This is a genomic window from Allobosea sp. OAE752, assembly GCF_050433265.1.
Taxonomy (GTDB): Bacteria; Pseudomonadota; Alphaproteobacteria; order Rhizobiales; family Beijerinckiaceae; genus Allobosea; species Allobosea spartocytisi.
This window is the reverse complement of the sequence record NZ_JBNPXO010000008.1, coordinates 205,311-222,475: the sequence shown is the minus strand read 5'-3', so window position 1 is coordinate 222,475 and position 17,165 is coordinate 205,311. Positions and strand designations below refer to the sequence as shown.

General features: G+C 67.5%; 20 protein-coding genes. 3 read left to right on the top strand and 17 right to left on the bottom strand.

The window, feature by feature from the left end:
- The first annotated feature begins 73 nt into the window (after positions 1 to 73).
- Positions 74 to 1,051, top strand: a complete 978-nt coding sequence (locus tag GGC47_RS20515) for a LysR family transcriptional regulator (protein WP_142020711.1) — start codon at positions 74 to 76, stop codon at positions 1,049 to 1,051.
- Positions 1,052 to 1,128: 77 nt separating this feature from the next.
- Complete coding sequence (locus GGC47_RS20510) at positions 1,129 to 1,290, top strand: hypothetical protein (protein ID WP_429068653.1); 162 nt, start codon at positions 1,129 to 1,131, stop codon at positions 1,288 to 1,290.
- Between the two features lie 131 nt (positions 1,291 to 1,421).
- Here the strand turns inward: GGC47_RS20510 and sugE are convergent, their stop codons facing one another.
- From sugE to GGC47_RS20475, 7 genes are all read right to left on the bottom strand, one after another.
- Complete coding sequence (gene sugE / locus GGC47_RS20505; protein ID WP_112761875.1) at positions 1,422 to 1,739, bottom strand: quaternary ammonium compound efflux SMR transporter SugE; 318 nt, start codon at positions 1,737 to 1,739, stop codon at positions 1,422 to 1,424.
- A 176-nt stretch (positions 1,740 to 1,915) separates the two neighbouring features.
- The gene (locus GGC47_RS20500) at positions 1,916 to 2,446 is read right to left on the bottom strand and encodes a MerR family transcriptional regulator (RefSeq protein WP_370954307.1); all 531 of its coding nucleotides are present in this window, start codon (positions 2,444 to 2,446) and stop codon (positions 1,916 to 1,918) included.
- Positions 2,447 to 2,448: 2 nt separating this feature from the next.
- Positions 2,449 to 2,763: an integration host factor subunit alpha gene (locus tag GGC47_RS20495; RefSeq protein WP_038368274.1), complete on the bottom strand. Its 315-nt coding sequence runs from the start codon at positions 2,761 to 2,763 to the stop codon at positions 2,449 to 2,451.
- Between the two features lie 190 nt (positions 2,764 to 2,953).
- Positions 2,954 to 3,931, bottom strand: a complete 978-nt coding sequence (locus GGC47_RS20490) for a beta-ketoacyl-ACP synthase III (RefSeq protein WP_038368276.1) — start codon at positions 3,929 to 3,931, stop codon at positions 2,954 to 2,956.
- A gap of 12 nt (positions 3,932 to 3,943) precedes the next feature.
- Positions 3,944 to 5,002 carry a phosphate acyltransferase PlsX gene (gene plsX / locus GGC47_RS20485; protein ID WP_038368278.1) on the bottom strand — a complete coding sequence of 353 codons (1,059 nt, stop codon included), beginning with the start codon at positions 5,000 to 5,002 and terminating at the stop codon, positions 3,944 to 3,946.
- Between the two features lie 164 nt (positions 5,003 to 5,166).
- Positions 5,167 to 5,727, bottom strand: a complete 561-nt coding sequence (locus GGC47_RS20480) for a YceD family protein (RefSeq protein WP_133565632.1) — start codon at positions 5,725 to 5,727, stop codon at positions 5,167 to 5,169.
- Complete coding sequence (locus tag GGC47_RS20475; RefSeq protein ID WP_185747823.1) at positions 5,717 to 6,259, bottom strand: ubiquinol-cytochrome C chaperone family protein; 543 nt, start codon at positions 6,257 to 6,259, stop codon at positions 5,717 to 5,719. The genes GGC47_RS20480 and GGC47_RS20475 overlap by 11 nt, the downstream gene beginning before the upstream one ends.
- Before the next feature lie 149 nt (positions 6,260 to 6,408).
- On the opposite strand from GGC47_RS20475, the gene GGC47_RS20470 reads away from it, so the two are divergent.
- Positions 6,409 to 6,903 carry an outer membrane protein assembly factor BamE gene (locus GGC47_RS20470; protein WP_081925652.1) on the top strand — a complete coding sequence of 165 codons (495 nt, stop codon included), beginning with the start codon at positions 6,409 to 6,411 and terminating at the stop codon, positions 6,901 to 6,903.
- 88 nt (positions 6,904 to 6,991) lie between these two features.
- On the opposite strand, the gene GGC47_RS20465 is transcribed toward GGC47_RS20470, so the two are convergent.
- From GGC47_RS20465 to nrdR, 10 genes are all read right to left on the bottom strand, one after another.
- On the bottom strand, positions 6,992 to 7,918 hold the full coding sequence (locus tag GGC47_RS20465) for a DMT family transporter (protein ID WP_142020709.1): 927 nt from the start codon (positions 7,916 to 7,918) through the stop codon (positions 6,992 to 6,994).
- Between the two features lie 197 nt (positions 7,919 to 8,115).
- Positions 8,116 to 10,272, bottom strand: a complete 2,157-nt coding sequence (locus GGC47_RS20460; protein WP_112761871.1) for a sodium-translocating pyrophosphatase — start codon at positions 10,270 to 10,272, stop codon at positions 8,116 to 8,118.
- A gap of 211 nt (positions 10,273 to 10,483) precedes the next feature.
- On the bottom strand, positions 10,484 to 11,284 hold the full coding sequence (gene allE / locus GGC47_RS20455) for a (S)-ureidoglycine aminohydrolase (RefSeq protein ID WP_142020708.1): 801 nt from the start codon (positions 11,282 to 11,284) through the stop codon (positions 10,484 to 10,486).
- 33 nt (positions 11,285 to 11,317) lie between these two features.
- A complete protein-coding gene (locus GGC47_RS20450) occupies positions 11,318 to 12,523 on the bottom strand; it encodes an MFS transporter (RefSeq protein WP_038368294.1) in 1,206 nt (401 codons plus the stop codon).
- Between the two features lie 36 nt (positions 12,524 to 12,559).
- Complete coding sequence (gene thiL, locus GGC47_RS20445) at positions 12,560 to 13,555, bottom strand: thiamine-phosphate kinase (RefSeq protein WP_142020707.1); 996 nt, start codon at positions 13,553 to 13,555, stop codon at positions 12,560 to 12,562.
- A gap of 160 nt (positions 13,556 to 13,715) precedes the next feature.
- Positions 13,716 to 14,183, bottom strand: coding sequence for a transcription antitermination factor NusB (nusB, locus tag GGC47_RS20440; protein WP_112761867.1), 468 nt, complete (start codon positions 14,181 to 14,183; stop codon positions 13,716 to 13,718).
- Positions 14,180 to 14,704, bottom strand: a complete 525-nt coding sequence (gene ribH, locus GGC47_RS20435) for a 6,7-dimethyl-8-ribityllumazine synthase (RefSeq protein WP_038368300.1) — start codon at positions 14,702 to 14,704, stop codon at positions 14,180 to 14,182. Before ribH ends, nusB begins: the two co-directional genes overlap by 4 nt.
- A 186-nt stretch (positions 14,705 to 14,890) precedes the next feature.
- Entirely contained in the window at positions 14,891 to 15,538 is a 648-nt protein-coding gene (locus GGC47_RS20430) for a riboflavin synthase (protein WP_112761866.1), read from the bottom strand.
- On the bottom strand, positions 15,538 to 16,668 hold the full coding sequence (gene ribD, locus GGC47_RS20425) for a bifunctional diaminohydroxyphosphoribosylaminopyrimidine deaminase/5-amino-6-(5-phosphoribosylamino)uracil reductase RibD (RefSeq protein WP_133565640.1): 1,131 nt from the start codon (positions 16,666 to 16,668) through the stop codon (positions 15,538 to 15,540). Before ribD ends, GGC47_RS20430 begins: the two co-directional genes overlap by 1 nt.
- On the bottom strand, positions 16,661 to 17,155 hold the full coding sequence (nrdR, locus tag GGC47_RS20420; protein WP_038368308.1) for a transcriptional regulator NrdR: 495 nt from the start codon (positions 17,153 to 17,155) through the stop codon (positions 16,661 to 16,663). The genes ribD and nrdR overlap by 8 nt, the downstream gene beginning before the upstream one ends.
- Between the last annotated feature and the right edge of the window lie 10 nt (positions 17,156 to 17,165).

Here is a 17,165-nt window from a genome sequence, read left to right as displayed (position 1 = left end):
GAGCCTCCGTCCGACGCCGGCCATGGCCGGCGTCGGTCTTGAACGTGACGATGCCTTGGCGGAAACTGACCGGATGACGTCTTCCCCTCGCCCCTCCGCCGCCAAAACGCTCGCCTGGGACGATTTCCGCCTGATCAAGGCCGTCGCCGACAAGCGGGCCCTGCCGGCGGCTGCCGACGCGCTCGGCGTCAACCACTCCACCGTGTTCCGACGGCTCGGCCAGATCGAGGAAGCGCTCGGTGTCAGGCTGTTCGAGCGGCACCGCAGCGGCTATGTCGCGACGCCGGCCGGCGAGGAGATGGTCCAGCTCGCGGGCCGGGTCGACGACGACATCCACGCCTTCACGCGCCGGCTCGCCGGCCAGGAGATCAAGCCCGCCGGCGAATTGCGGATCGCCACCAACGACACGTTGCTGGTCGATCTGCTGACACCGGTCTTCGCGAAGTTCCTGGCGCAATGCCCAGATATCCGGCTCGACATCCTGATCGGCAACCAGGCCGCCAATCTCTCCAAGCGCGATGCCGACATCGCGATCCGCGCCACCGACAATCCGCCGGAGACGCTGATCGGACGCAAGCCCGCCCGCATCGCCTGGGCGCTCTATGGGCGCAGCGCCGATTTTCCCGGCCCGGAACTGCCCGCGCGCGAGGCCCTGTGGGAGCACAAATGGGTGTCGCTCGGCGAGCAGTTCACCATGCTGAGCGCCGTGCGCTATCTCGCGCGCCATGTCGCGCCCGAGCGGGTCGTCTACAAGCTCAACACGGTGCTCGGCCTCGCGGAAGCGGTCGAGGCCGGCATCGGCATCGGTTTCCTGCCCTGCTTCATCGGCGATACGCGGCCCGGACTGACGCGGCTTGCCGAACCCGATCCCGACCTCTCGGCCGATCTCTGGCTGCTGACCCATCCCGATCTGCGGCATACGCCGCGCGTGCGGCTGTTCCTCGACTTCGCCGCCACCGAGCTGGCGCGCCTCAAGCCGCTGGTCGAGGGCGACAGGATCGTCGGACGGACAGAGGCCGTCACAGGGACCGGCGCCGCATCCCCAGCTTGACACCGTCCGTCCGGCGGCGGTCGACCCCGGATTTGGCGGGCGGTGCGAGCTTGCCCTATGCTCGCGCCATGGAGATGATGATCCCCCTCATCGCCGGGCTGGCGCTGTTCTGGCTGATCGGTCGTGGCGTTCCCTGGAATGCCAAGCTGACGACGATCATGGTGACGCTCGCCATCGTCCTGCTGATCGTGGCGCTCGAACGCGGCGGCTACTGGCCCGAGGCCTTTCGCCGCCGTTAGAGCATTTTCGAGCGAAGTGGAAACCGGTTTTCGCGAGAATCCCGCTCTCACTCTTCGGTCAGAGACGGATTCGGATGTCAGATGGGATCGCCTTGCGACCCATCTGACATCGTCCGGCTCTCGCCGGAGCGTCAGGCCGAGACCAGCTTGAGCCCGACGATGCCCGCCACGATCAGGCCGATGCAGGCGAGACGCAGCGCGCCGGCCGGCTCGCCCAGCAGGACCATACCGAGAATGGCGGTGCCGGTCGTGCCGATGCCGGTCCAGATCGCATAGGCCGTGCCGACCGGCAGGTTCTTCAGGGCGAGCCCGAGCAGGCCGACGCTGATCACCATGCTGGCGAGCGTGAAGACGGTCGGCATGAGGCGGGTGAAGCCCTGCGTGTATTTCAGGCCGATCGCCCAGCCGACCTCGAACAAACCCGCGATGAAAAGATAGAGCCAGGCCATGACGGCGCTCCTCGGAAATCCGGCGAGGTCGTCCACGCCTGTCACATGAAAGGGCTGCTAGCCGGGGTCGTCCCCGATGGGGAACCTAATGCGCAAGCAGCGGCAATCAAGCGCCGGAGCGCAGCCATGGGTCAGACTATGTGCTGACCGGGCAAGCGCTCGACCGCTTGCTCCATTCAGGCCGGCTCGGCGGCGGGCTTCAGCGCGCGTTCGAGGATGCGCCGGCACTCGCCGAGCTCGGCCATCACGGCCGTCAGGACCGTGATGTCGTCGAGCCCTTCCGGGACGGGCGGGTGCCGGGGCGCCCTGTCATCGGCGTGAGGCGCCTCGCCTGCGTGATCGGCGCGCGCCGGCGCGGATGACGGGCCGGCGCCGCTGGCCGGGCCGATGGGGCCCCCGCGTCCGATGGCCTGGACATGGCGCGGCCCCTGCTCCTTCAGGATCCGCTGCAGGCCCTTGATCGTATAGCCCTCGCCGTACAACAGGCGGCGGATGCCCTTGAGCAGGGCGACGTCGTCAGGGCGGTAGTAGCGGCGGCCGCCGCCGCGCTTCAGCGGCTTGATCTGGTTGAAGCGGGTTTCCCAGAAACGGAGCACATGCTGGGGAACGTCGAGGTCCTCTGCGACCTCGCTGATGGTTCGGAAGGCATCGGGGCTCTTGGTGTCCAATTCGGCCTCCGCATCTGCTTCGCCGGCGTGGAACTCCAGATTCACTCGGTCTCGTCCTCACCCGTCTGCCCGTTGATGCGGGCCTTCATCACGTTCGAGGGCTTGAACACCATCACGCGACGCGGCTCGATGGGCACCTCAACGCCAGTCTTGGGATTACGCCCGATTCGCTCGCCCTTGTCTCGCACGACGAACGAACCGAACGAGGACAACTTCACGTTCTCGCCGCGTGCGACCGCGTCGCAGATCTCGTCGAGCACGGCCTCGACCAGTTTCGACGCCTCCGTGCGGGACAGCCCGATCTTCTGGTAGACAGCCTCGCACAGATCCGCACGAGTCACCGTTTGCCCCGACATTCATATCCTCCAGAGGCGCATCATCGACGGCGGCCGCAGCCTCCGCCCTTCGCCAAATACGGACGGCGGACGCTAGGCGCCCGCGCTGTCCCGGTCAATCCTCGAACGCGGGATTAGCGGCCACACCGACGAAAATCGACCCGAATCGGCAAGAAAAACGTCACAATTTAAGCAAATGCCGCAAACCGGCTCACCACCGGATCAGCGCCGACCCCCAGGTGAAACCGCCACCCATCGCCTCGATCAGCACGAGCTGGCCCGGCTTGATCCGGCCGTCCTTATGCGCCTCCGCCAGCGCCAGCGGAATCGAGGCGGCCGAGGTGTTGCCGTGGCGATCCACGGTCAGCACGACATGGTCGTGGCTGATCCCGAGCTTGTCGGCGGTGGCGTCGATGATGCGGCGATTGGCCTGGTGCGGCACGAACCAGTCGATGTCGGTACCGGAGAGCCCCGTCTCGGCGAAGGTATGGCGCACCGTCTCGGCGAGGTTGTTGACGGCGTGGCGGAAGACTTCCTTGCCCTCCATGCGCAAGAAGCCGACCGTCTTGGTCGAGCCCGCGCCGCCATCGACATAGAGCTTGTCCTTGTAGCGGCCATCCGAGCGGATATGGGTCGTGAGCACGCCACGGTCGGCGAGCGTCCCCTCGCCGGGAACGGCCTTCAGCACCACCGCGCCGGCGCCGTCGCCGAAGAGGACGCAGGTCGCGCGATCCTCCCAGTCGAGGATGCGCGAGAAGGTCTCCGCGCCGATCACGAGCGCGGTCCTGGCGCCGCCCGTCGTGAGGAACTTGTCGGCCGTCGCCAGCGCGAAGACGAAGCCGGAGCAGACCGCCTGCAGGTCGAAGGCGACGCCGCCGGTGATGCCGAGCGCGGCCTGGATCTGAGTCGCGGTGGCGGGAAAGGTGTGGTCGGGCGTCGCGGTCGCGACGATGATCAGGTCGATCTCGGCGGCGTCGATGCCGGCATCGGCGATGGCGTCCTGCGCGGCCTTGAGGCCGACCACGGAGGTGGGCTCGTCATCGGCTGCGACATGGCGCTGGCGGATGCCGGTGCGCTGGACGATCCACTCGTCGCTGGTGTCGACGCGCGTGGCGAGTTCGGCATTGGTGACGATGCGGGCCGGAAGATAGGAGCCGCAGCCGACGACCTGTGAGCGCAAGATGGACAAGGAGACTATTCCCTATTCGGCGTCGGCCGGCTGCGCGGCGACAGGCGCCGGCTGCGTGCTCGCGGCGACCATCTCGCGCAGCTTCGCCATCAGATCCTCGCGCGCCATCTCATAGGCGAGCTCGGCCGCGCTGGCGAAGCCGATGGCATCCGTACCGCCATGACTCTTGATGACGATGCCTTCCAGCCCCAGGAAGACGCCGCCGTTGGATTTGCGCGGATCGAGCTTCTCGCGCAGCGCCGAGAAGGCGCCACGGGCGAAGAGATAGCCGATCTTCGCCATCAGCGAACGGCTGATGGCGGCACGCAGATAGTCTGTGACCTGGCGCGCCGTGCCTTCGGCGGTCTTGAGCGCGATGTTGCCGGTGAAGCCTTCCGTCACCACCACGTCGACCGTGCCCTTGCCGAGATCGTCGCCCTCGACGAAGCCATGATAGGTCAGATGCGGCAGGTTGCCCTCGCGCAGGATGCGCCCGGCCTCCTTCACCGCCTCGACGCCCTTGATCTCCTCGACGCCGACATTCAGCAGGCCGACCGTCGGCCGGTCGAGATCGAAGACGACACGGGCCATGGCCGCGCCCATCACCGCGAGATCGACGAGATGGCGGGCATCGGCGCCGATGGTCGCGCCGACATCGAGCACGATGCTCTCGCCGCGCGCCGTCGGCCACAGGCAGGCAATCGCCGGCCGGTCGACCTGTGCCATCGACTTCAGGCAGAATTTCGACATTGCCATCAGCGCGCCGGTGTTGCCGGCGGAGACGGTGACATCGGCCTCGCCGGTCTTGGTCGCGTCGATGGCGCGCCACATCGAGGATTTGTAGCGGCCGTAGCGCAGCGCCTGGCTCGGCTTGTCGTCCATCTTCACCGAGACTTCGGTATGATGAAACGTCGTGACGGCCTTGAGCTTCGGGTGCTGCTCGACCAGAGGCAGAACCTCCTTCTCGTCGCCGAAAATGACGAAGCGCGCATCCGGGCGTCGTTCCAGCATCAGGGCAGCGCCGGGAATGGCGACGGAAGGGCCGTGGTCCCCGCCCATCGCATCGAGCGCGATTGTAACCGGTCTTGTCATGGAGTTCTGGTGTGTCCCGGGAGCGGCCGACCTTCGATCCCGGGCGGCTCTTTGCCGGCCGGACAATAGCGGTTTAGCGCCAAGCCGCAAGCGGCGGAGGCGGTTTGGCGCCGCTCAATCATTGTTGCGATCCGTCTCCGCGGCCCTGCTGCCCGCTGCCCGCGTCACGTGGCGTCCCGCTTCAGCTTCGCGAGCGCGGCGAAGGGCGAGAGCTCTGCGGAATCCGCCGCCGGCGCCTCGAAGCTCACGCCCGGCTTGCGCGGGTAGGGATCGAGCGAGAGCGCGAGGAATTCGAGCGTGACGCTGCCCAGATCGATGACGCCGTCCACGATCGGCTCCGGCGGGTCCTCCTCGTTGAGCAGGACCTCGATGTCGATGTCCGCATCGCCCGAATCGGTGCGGCGCGCGGCGGCGAGCGCATCGTCCTGCGGTGCGAAATCGAGCTTCACCGGCACGTCGAGCCGGACCGGGAAAGGCTCGAGCGTAACGATGCAGGTCTGATGCAGCCGCGCCTCGATGCGGCCTTCGAGCTTCACCCGTTCGCCATTGCGCGTCAGCATATAGCGCGCCTCGAGCGCCTCCAGGGAGGCGAGGTCGAGCATCGCGGCGATGCCGGCCAGTTGCTGCGGCTCGGCCTTGACCACGGCCTCGGTGCCGCGCAGGCGGATGAGCTCGACGCGGATGGGGTGGCTCAAGGGCAAGACGCGCCCGTGATCAGGCGTCATGCACGGCCTCCTGGCTGACGAAATCGGGAAAAAGCGGCTCGCGGCGCAGAAGCGCTTCGAGGTCGAGGGCGGCGAGCCCGGCCTGCGCCTCGCGCAGATAGGTAGCGACGACGGAAGCGCCCTGCTGCGAGGCATTGCGATGCAACGCTTCCGTCAGCGCCTCCGGCTCGGATCCGGCAAAGGCCGGCTCATAGGCCTGGATGCGGCCATAGAACATCTGGCCGATCTTCTTCATCCGCTTCGGCACGGCGATGTCGCTGACGCCGCCATTGCGGAAGCCGAGCTCGAGATAGGCGAAGCAGGCATCTATCAGCTCCTGCGAGAGATCGCCCGCAGGCGACGGCAATTCGCGCAGCCGCCGCAACACAAGAAACATGTGCAGGGTCAGCGATTCGAAGCGGCCCTCGAAGCTGTCGGGAATGCCGCCCGCGAGATAGAGCCCGGGCTGACGCGACGCTTCCGCGACGCGCCCGAACAGCGCATCCACAGGTGCGCGCCGTTGCGCGCGCTTGCCGAACCAACCGAAAATCACGCTCTTGCCTCCGCCCGGCCGCGTCGCGGGCGTCCTCGCCTTGCCAAAGCCATCCTCGGGCGTTACGCCAACCCTGCCCCTTTTGACAAGCGGCTTGGAACGGTCACCCGGCCCTCCACGTCCGCCCTCGCCTTTCGGATCGTGCCCGCATGACCCAGATTTCCCGCCGCGCCGTTCTGCTCGGAGCCCTCGCGACCTCGTCCCTGACGCTGGCCGGCTGCGGCCCCGATGCCGGCGGCTTCGTCCTGCCGACATCGACCGGCATGAACGAGGAATTCACCCGTGGCTTCGTGATGGACGACTCGCTCGTCGCGCAGGTCAAGGTCGGCATGGACGTGCAGTCGGTGCTGCAGATCCTCGGCACGCCGTCGACGACCTCGACCGTCGGCAACCGCACCTTCTACTATATCAGCCAGCGGATGCGCCGTCGCTTCCAGTTCCAGGACCCGCAGGTCATCGACCAGAACGTGCTGGTGATCTATTTCAACAAGAGCTTCAAGGTCGAGCGCATCGCCAATTACGGGCTGCAGGACGGCGTGATCTTCGACTTCATCAGCCGCACCACCCCGGCCGGCGGCCAGGAGCAGAGCTTCCTGCGCAACCTGTTCCGCGGCGTCACCAAGTTCAACCCGCTCGGCGCCTGAACGGCTCCCACGCGGTCCGAAGACAGGAGAACCCCGCGACGAGGTCGCGGGGTTTCTTTTTGGGCCATTTCGGGATGTGCACCGGCCCTCAGGCAGGCCGGGCCTGCTTTTTCTCCGGCAGGGTCATCGCCATCACCCCGACGACCACCAGCGCAAGACCGGCCCAGGCCGTCGGCTGCAGGCGCTCGCCCAGGAAGACGAGGCCGATCGCCACACCGATCGGCACGCGCAGATAGGACACCGCCGTCGTCCCGACCGAGCCGAGCGTGCGGATCAGCCGGAAATAGATGGCGAAGGCGAGCGCCGTCGAGAACACCGACAACGCCAGCAGCGCGAGCAGGGATTCCTGCGAGGGCGCCAGCGTCCAGGGCCGGTCGACGATAAGGGCGGCCGGGATCAGCAGCGCCGTGCCGGTCAGCATCGAGCCGGCCGCCGGCAGCAAGGGATCCATCCCGGTGAAATGCCGGCCGAACAGCGCCGCGCAGGCATAGGCGATCGTCGCCGCGACGATGGCGAGCTGCGGCAGGGCTTGCGAGCCCAATCCGGAAAAGGCGTCGACGCCGACGATCAGGCTGATGCCGGCGACGCCAGCGGCGACACCGAGGCCCTTGCGCCAGTCGGGGCGCTTGCCGGACATCAGCACGAGCGAGATCAGGAAGACGAAGACCGGTGTGGTGCCGTTGAGGATCGAGGCGAGGCCGGCATCGACGCTGCGCTCGGCCCAGGCGATCAGCGTGAAGGGCACGACGCTGTTGAGGCAGGCCTGGGTCAGGAAGCGCCGCCAGGCGGTCAGATCCCGCGGCATCCGCAGGCCGCGCCAGCGGATGACGGCGAGCAGGATCAAGCCGGCGATCAGCGTGCGGGCGGCGATCAGGGTCAGCGGCGGGATCGTCTCCACGCCGAGCTTGATGAAGGTGTAGGAGCCGCCCCAAAGCGTCGCCAGCGCCAGCAGCAAGGCGAATTCGGTGGTGCGGTTCGGGGTCGCGGATGTGGCTTCGAGCGCTTGCGTGGACATGGTTCCTCCTCGGTCGCGGGGACCATGCCAGCACTTCGCGCCGACAGCATGCGGCAACACTACGCTCCCGGCCGTAGCTTGCGGGCTTGATTCAAGGCGTTGCCGATTTGATTCAATCGGCCGCTGCAAGCCATTGCCCAAAAAGAAGAACCCGCGACTTCCGCCGCGGGCTCCAGATGTTCAGGCGATGCCTGCGCTCAGCTATGCGCCAGGATCGCCAGCAGCAGCAGGGCGATGATGTTGGTGATCTTGATCGCCGGGTTCACGGCGGGGCCCGCCGTGTCCTTGTAGGGGTCGCCGACGGTATCGCCGGTCACCGAGGCCTTGTGCGCGTCCGAGCCCTTCATGTGGCGCACGCCGTCCTTGTCGACGAAGCCGTCCTCGAAGCTCTTCTTGGCGTTGTCCCAGGCGCCGCCGCCCGACGTCATCGAGATCGCGACGAAGATGCCGGTGACGATCACGCCCATCAGCATGGCGCCGACGGCCGCGAAGGCGTTGTTCTTGCCGGCGATCCAGTAGATCACGAAATAGGTCACGATCGGCGCCAGCACCGGCAGGAGCGAGGGCACGATCATCTCCTTGATCGCGGCCTTGGTCAGCAGATCGACGGCGCGGGCGTAATCGGGCCGCTCCGTGCCCTGCATGATGCCGGGCTTCTCGCGGAACTGCCGGCGGACTTCCTCGACCACCGAGCCCGCCGCGCGCCCGACCGCCGTCATGCCCATGCCGCCGAAGAGGAAGGGGATGAGGCCGCCGAGCAGCAGGCCGACGACGACATAGGGGTTGGACAGCGAGAAATCGAGCGTGACGCCCTTGAAGTACTGGAAGGCCGTGCTGCCCGCCTTGTTGGCCTCGGTGATGAAGAAGTTGAGGTCCGAGGTGTAGGCGGCGAAGAGCACCAGCGCCCCGAGGCCGGCCGAGCCGATGGCATAGCCCTTGGTGACCGCCTTGGTGGTGTTGCCAACCGCGTCGAGCGCGTCGGTGGAGTGACGGACTTCCTTGGGCAGCCCCGCCATCTCGGCGATGCCACCGGCATTGTCCGTCACCGGACCGAAGGCATCGAGCGCCACGACGACACCGGCCAGCGCCAGCATGGCCGTGGTCGCGATCGCGATGCCGAACAGGCCGGCGAGGCTGTAGGCCGCGATGATGCCGGCGATGATGACGATGGTCGGCGCCGCCGTCGCCTCCAGCGAGACCGCGAGGCCCTGGATGACGTTGGTGCCGTGGCCGGTCACCGAAGCCTGGGCGATGGAGACGACCGGGCGCTTGCCGGTGCCGGTGTAGTATTCGGTGATGATGACGATGCAGAGCGTCACGGCAAGGCCGACCAGCGCGCAGCCGAAGAGGTTGCCGGAGGTGAAGGTGACGTTCTGGACCGTCGTGAAGCTGGTGGAGAAGCCGCCGAACATGACATAGTTCACCACCGCGATCGCGCCGACCGAGAGCACGCCGGCCGCGATGAAGCCCTTGTAGAGCGCGCCCATGATCGACTGGTTGGCGCCGAGCTTCACGAAGAAGGTGCCGATGATCGAGGTGACGATGCAGGCCGCGCCGATCGCCATCGGATAGAGCATCATCGTGCCCAGCGCGGGCTGGCCGGCGAAGAAGATCGCGGCGAGCACCATGGTCGCGACCAGCGTCACCGCATAGGTCTCGAACAGGTCGGCGGCCATGCCGGCGCAATCGCCGACATTGTCGCCGACATTGTCGGCGATGGTCGCGGGGTTGCGCGGATCGTCCTCGGGGATGCCGGCCTCGACCTTGCCGACGAGGTCGGCGCCCACATCCGCGCCCTTGGTGAAGATGCCGCCGCCGAGACGGGCGAAGATCGAGATCAGCGAGGCGCCGAAGCCGAGCGCCACCAGCGAGTCGATGACGGTGCGGCTCGAAGGCTCGAAGCCGAGGAAGGAGGTCAGGATGCCGTAATAGACGGCAACGCCGAGCAGCGCGAGGCCGGCGACCAGCATGCCGGTGACCGCGCCGGCCTTGAAGGCGACGTCGAGCCCCTCGCCGAGCGACTGCATCGCGGCCTGTGCCGTGCGGACATTGGCGCGCACCGAGACGTTCATGCCGATGAAGCCGGCGCTGCCCGAAAGCACCGCGCCGATCAGGAAACCGATGCCCACCCACTTGCCGAGGAGCCAGGCCAGCACGACGAAGAGGACGACGCCGACCATGGAAATGGTGAGATATTGGCGCTTGAGATAGGCCTGCGCGCCTTCGGCGACCGCGCCGGAGATCTCCTGCATGCGCTGGTTGCCGGCATCGCGCTTCATGACGTCGCCATAGGCCCAGATGCCGTAAGCAATCGACAGCGCACTCAATACGATGATGAGAAGCAGAGCTGACATTCGGTTTCCTACCTTGAGCTTCCGGGCTGTCGGGAGCGCTGTCGCTCCTCTTTGCAGCGTTGGACGTCAGGCAGCGAAAAAACGGGCCCTGAAGACTAAAAGGCCCGCCTTGCGTCGCCTGTGTCAGGCGAATTTGTGGCAAGTTTCGGCGGTGAGCGCAAACGGCTGCGCTTACAAATTTCGTCGAATGTCAGGTACGGGCGATTCAGGCTCAGAGCGCGACGTCGCGGTTGACGTTCTTGTAGAGCAGGTAGCAGGCGTCGCCATGGCCGGTCGGGTAGAATTGCTGGGGGCAAAAGCCGCCCATCCAGATGAAATCCCGCTCCCAGATCTCGTGCCAGTCCTGATCGAGGAAGTAGAGCCCCTGCCCTTCCAGCATGTAGAGGCCGTGCTCCATCACATGGGTCTCGACCGCCGGGAAGCAGACTCCCGGCTTGAACCACATCAGGTTCATCTCGAAATCGAAGCGCATATCGCCATAGGGCAGCAGGAACTGGAAGCCGCGCCCCTCCATGCCGGTATGATTCGTCATCGGAACGGCATCGCGATGCGACAGGATCGATTCGGGAACGGCGAGGCCGGGCGCCGGCTCGTAGCGTTTGCGCAGCGCCAGCACATCGGCGCGACTGCCCGTGTCGTTGCGCAGCGTGAAGCGCGTGCCGGGCGGCAGATAGGCAAAGCCGCCGGGGCCGAGCGTCCGGCTCTCGCCACCTTCGATGGCGAAGGCGATCTCGCCGGAGAGGACATAGTAGAAATGCTGGATGTCCGGCTCGCCGAAAGGAGCCGGCGTCCCGCCGCCAGGCGCGATTTCAAGCACATATTGCGCAAATCCCGCCCCAAGCACGGGCCCGGCAAGAATGCGGACGACCGTGCTCGCCCAATGCGGCAGGCGGCTGATCAGGACGCCTTCGGGCGGCATGAAGGCATAGTTCCGCTTCACCACGCCGCGGTTATGGCCGATCGCGCCGGGCGGCACGCGGCCGGTGGCAGGCGGAAAGCTGCGGTCGGTCATCCGTTTCCCCGGCATCGTCAGATCAGGAGGGCTTCAGGCCAGCCCCACGCGCTTCTGCGTGCGCTGCCAGATCACCAAGAGCAAGGCAAGCGCGACCGGCGGAAAGACGAGCCAGTTCACGGTTTCCCAGCCGCCATGGCTGAGCAGGCCGCCGGACGAAAACGAGGCGATGGCGACCGAGCCGAAGACGAGGAAGTCGTTGGCCGCCTGCACCTTCACCCGTTCTTCCGGCCGGTAGCAATCCGTCACCAGCGCGGTGGCGCCGATGAAGCCGAAGTTCCAGCCGATGCCGAGCAACACCAGCGCCAGCCAGAAATGGCCGACGCTGAGGCCCGTCAGGCCGATGATCGCCGCCAGCGCCGTCAGGGCGAGCCCCGTGATCGTCACCGCCTCCTTGCCGAAGCGTTCGATCAGCTTGCCGGTGAAGAAGCTCGGCCCGTACATGCCCAGCACATGCCACTGGATGCCGAGCGCGGCATCGCCGACCGAATGGCCGCAGGCGACCATCGCCATGGGCGCCGCCGTCATCACGAAGCTCATCAGCCCGTAGGCCACGAGCGCGGCGATGACCGAGGCTATGAATTTAGGCTGGCGCATGATCTGGCCGAGTGGCCGGCCGAGATCGCTACGGACCGTCTTCACCGGCGGCGCGTGCAGTTGCGAGACGATGCAGATCGCCAGCAGCGCCAGCGCACCCTGGGCGAGGAAGCTCGCGGCGAAGGGCGCGGATGGTGTCAGGTCGCGGGTCCAGTAGACCGATTGCGGGCCGATGATGCCCGCCGCCAATCCGCCGAGCATGACCCAGGAAATCGCGCGGGGCCGGAAGCTCGCGCTGGCGGTGTCGGCGGCGGCGAAGCGGTAGCTCTGGACGAAGGCGCCGTAGAGACCGCAGATGAAGGTGCCGAGGCAAAACAGCCCGAATTGCCGGGAGGCGACGCCGCCGGCCGCCAGGCTCGCTCCCGTGGCCCCCACAAGCGCGCCGATGAGATAGCCGCCGCGCCGGCCGAAACGGCGCATCAGCATCGCCGCCGGAATGACGCCGGCCGCGATGCCGAGCTGCAGCAGGCTGACCGGCACGGTGGCGAAGGTCTTGTCCGCGGCGAGTTGGGCGCCGACGAGGCCGCCGAGCGAGACGATGATCGCCGGATTGGCGCCGCCGAGCGCCTGCGCGCCGGACAGAACGAGCGCATTGCGCTTCGCGAGCCTGTCGCCCTCGGCGACCTGGACATGCTGGTTCATCGCCACGCCATTCCGCGGCGCCGCGGGGCGTCGCTTTCAGAAATGAGAGAAGGAGCCGTGCGCGAAACCCTGCGCTGCGCCCTTCCCGCTGTAACGCACCGCGCCCGCCCCGGAGACGATCCGGCCGATCGGCGTCAGCGGAACCGCATGCTCCGCAGCCGCCGCAATCAGAGAAGAATACTCTCCTTCAGGCGCCATGCAGAGAATTTCGTAGTCGTCTCCTCCGGTCCAGGCCAGTTCCGCCAGCGCGGGATCGGCCATGAGCGCGGCGCGGGCCGGACCGGACAGCGGAACGGCGTCGAGGTCGATCTCGGCCCCGACCTGGGAGGCCTTCAACATCTTGGCGAGGTCGCCGACGAGCCCGTCCGAAATGTCCATGGCGGCGCTGGCATGACGCTGGAGCGCCTCGGCCAGGGTGGTGCGCGGCTGCGGATGCAGATAGCGGTCGGCCAGGAAACCACGCTGGCCGTCATCCAGCGCGGCGACCCAGCCGGGCTTGTCCGGACCATGCACCTTGAGGCCGAGGGCGCCGTCGCCGATGGAGCCGGAAACGAGCACGACATCGCCGGGTTTCGCGCCGGCACGGCGGACCATCCGGCCGGCGGGAACCGCACCGAAAGCGGTGATCGAGAGGGTGAGCGGCCCGGAGGTCGAGACGGTATCGCCGCCGATCAGCGGGCAGCCGGCCTGTTGCGCGAGACGGCCGAGGCCCGCGGCAAAGTCCTTCAGCCAGCCTTCGGTCCAGTCGCGCGGCAGGGCGATGGTGAGAACGAAGCCCTCGGGCTTCGCCCCCTTTGCGGCAAGGTCGGAGAGGTTGACGGCAAGCGCCTTCCAGCCGATCGCGGCCGGTGGATCGTCCGGAAAGAAATGCACGCCGGCGACCAGCGCATCGGCGGTGACGACGACCTCGTAGCCGCGGCCCGGCCGCAGCAGCCCCGCATCGTCGAGGAGGCCGAGGCCGCCCGGCCCGGCCAAAGGCGCGAAATAGCGCTCGATCAGCTCGAATTCGCCGGGGCGCTGGTTATCGGCCATCGTCGACCGGCCTCCAAGGGTTCCGAGCCTGTTCGTCGTCATTCCGGGCAAGCTGCGATAGCAGCGCCGACCCGGAATCCATCATAGAACGCGACGCCCGACGATGGTTTGCGGATCTCCGCTTCGCTGCGTCCGGAATGACGGCGTAGAGCTCAATGAGCTAAGCCGCCGGAGCGTCGAACTCGTCGGCGCGGAAGTCGCGGGCCATGCGGTCGAGCACGGCGTTGATCATGCCGATCTCTTCGCCGTCATAGAAGGCACGGGCGACCGCGACATATTCGGAAATGACGGCGCGGGCCGGCACGTCCTTGCGGAAGGCGAGCTCATAGGCGCCGGCACGCAGCACGGCGCGGACGACCGCCTCGACGCGCTTCAGCGGCCAGTCCTTGGCGAGAAGCTCATCGACCGTGCGATCCACCAGCCGCTGCTCGCGCACGACACCGCCGAGCAGGTCGCGGAAGAAGGCGATCTCCGCCTTCGGCAGCTCGATCTCCTCGACCTCCTGGCCTATCCAGAAAGCCTCGAACTCGGCCATGGCCTCGGTGACGCCGCGGCCGCCGATCTCCATCTCGTAGAGCGCCTGCACGACCGACAGACGCGCGCCGCGCCGCATCTCGGCGCGGCTCATTCCGGTTGCTCCGGATCGGCGGCCTCGGCCAGCGAGCGCTTGTAGCGCAGCACGGCGAGCGCGGCTTCGGCCGCGCCGCCGCCCTTGTCCATCTCGGAGCGGTTGGCGCGGGCCCAGGCCTGCGCCTCGTTCTCGACGGTGAGGATGCCGTTGCCGAGCGGCAGGGCGAAGGCGACGGAGAGGTCCATCAGCGCGCGCGAGCTTTCACCCGCGACGATGTCGTAATGGCCGGTCTCGCCGCGAATGACGGTGCCGAGCGCGACGACGGCCTCGTAAGGGTCGACCGACTCGTCGGCGGCGCGCAGGCCGATGACGATCGCCGAGGGAATTTCGAGCGCGCCGGGCACGGTGACCACGTCGACGCGGCACCCGGCCTTCTCGAGCACGGCAGTGGCGCCCGCCAGCAATTCATCGGCGAGCGTGTCGTAGAAGCGCGCCTCGACCACGAGCACGCGGGCGCCCTCGATGTCGAGCGCGGGAGTTGCGGCCTCGTCGGCCGAGATCTGCCGGGGTCCGGCCATGGTTCTTGTCCTTGTTGCAGTCGACTCCGGTCCAATGACCGGATCACACAGCCCTCATCCTGAGGAGCCATTTCCACAGAAATGGCGTCTCGAAGGATGGTCCAGAGCGCACTGGAACATCCTTCGAGACGCCGCTTCGCGGCTCCTCAGGATGAGGGCTCGAATTCTCGAATTGAGCGCAGGCTCTTACCCCTGCGGGCGCGCCTCCGCAAGCCGCGCGGCATAGCGCGCCATCAGATCGACCTCGACATGGACGGCATCACCCTCCTTGCGTTGCCCCCAGGTGGTGACGGCGAAGGAATGCGGGATCAGCAATACGGTGAAGACGTCGTCCTCGACCGTGTTGATGGTGAGCGAGGTGCCGTCGAGGCAGATCGAGCCCTTGGTCGCGATGAAGCGCGCCAGGCCCTGCGGCGCCCGGATGTGGAAGCGGGCGGTCGCGCCCCAGGGCTCGTCGGGATCGGCTTCGATCGCGTCGATCTTCAGGATGCGGCCGACACCGTCGACATGGCCGACGACGAGATGGCCGCCGAGCTCGTCGCCGACCTTGAGCGAGCGCTCGAGATTGACCAGCGTGCCGGGTTCCCATTCGCCGACCAGCGTCTTGGCCAGCGTCTCGGCCGCCGCCTCGACCTGGAAGATGCAGCCGGGCTCGCCATCCGTGCGCGGCCGGAGCGCCGTGACAGTGAGGCAGACACCGGCGCAGGCGATCGAGGCGCCGATAGCGATACCGTCCGCCTCATAGGGGCAGGCGATGGCGAGGCGCTTGAGGTTCGGCCCCTTGCGCTCGGATTCGACGACCTCGCCGATGGCGGTGACGATGCCGGTGAACATCAGCCTCTCCTCACGAATTGCTCGAAACGATCGCCGCCGATCCATTCGGTTTCGGCGAGGCGGTAAAGATCGGGGTCTGCCAGCAGCCCGGCAAGGCCCGGACGCACGGCAACAATGCCGGGCTGACCCAGCATTTTCGGGGAGGTCGAGACGATGACCTCGTCGGCGAGCCCCGCCAGCGCCAGCTTCTCGCCGATGCGCGGGCCCCCTTCCGAGAACACGCGGGTGATGCCGCGCGTGCCGAGCAGCTTCAGCGCCTCACCAAGGTCGAGATGACCGTCCGGCGCAGCCGAAACGCGCATGACCTCGACGCCGGCCGCGACCAGCGCGGTTTCCGGCTCGACCGGCGCAGTCTCGGCCGCGATCACCCAGACCGGAACCTCGCGGGCGGTGCGAACGAGCCTCGCCGTCAGCGGCAGCCGCAAATGGGTGTCGAGGATGACCCGCACGGGCGAGCGCTCCGCCATGCCAGGCAGGCGCACCGTCAGTTGCGGATCGTCCGAGAGCACCGAGCCGATACCGAGCATGATCGCGTCGTGATGCGCCCGCTGCAGATGCACCCAGGCCCCGGCCGCCGGACTGGAGACGGCGATCGGCTTGCCCCCTGCCCCGCCGGCATAGCCATCGGCCGTGCGGGCGATCTTGAAGGTCACCATCGGCCTGCCTTGCGTCACCCGTAGGACATGGCCGCGATGGGCGCGCTCTGCCTCCTCCCGCAACACCCCGGTTACGACCTCGATGCCAGCCGTGCGCAGCAATGCATGGCCGAGACCGGCGATGAAGGGATTCGGGTCCGTCATGGCCGAGACGACACGCCTCACGCCGGAGAGAATCGTGTGCTCGACGCAAGGAATGCCGCCGCGCAGCGAACGATGCGAGCAGGGTTCGAGCGTGACATAGAGCGTGCCGCCCATCGATGCGGCGCCCGCCCGCGCGAAGGCCAGGGCCTCGCCATGCGGGCGCCCGCCGGCTTGCGTCAGCCCGCGCGCCACCACTATGGGCCCGTCCGGCGTATCGCGCGTGACGATGGCGCCGACCGAAGGGTTCGGCCAGGTCGCACCGAGATTGCGCGCGCCATAAGCCAGCGCCTGCGCCATGAAGACGCGGTCGACCGCGTCTCGGTCAGTCATCAGCGCGGGGCGGCGGGGCGGAAGCGGCCTCCTCCTCGATGGTGCCGAGCTGGCCGAGCAGCTCCTCGAAGTCCTTGGCCTCGCGGAAGTTCTTGTAGACCGAGGCGAAGCGGACATAGGCGACGTCGTCGAGGCCTTTCAGCCCCTCCATGACCAGTTCGCCGATGGTCGAGCTGGGGATCTCCGCCTCGCCCGAGCTTTCGAGCTGGCGCACGATGCCGTTGACCATGCGCTCGATACGCTCGGGCGCGACCGGGCGCTTGCGCAGCGCATGCGCGATCGAGGTCTCCAGCTTGTCGCGATCGAAAGGCGCGCGCCGGCCCGAGCGCTTGACCACGGTGAGCTCGCGCAACTGCACGCGCTCGAAGGTGGTGAAGCGGCCGCCGCAATCGGGACAGACCCGGCGGCGGCGGATCGAGGCATGATCGTCGGTGGGACGGGAGTCCTTCACCTGCGTGTCGAGGGAGCCGCAATAGGGACAGCGCATTCCGGTTCGC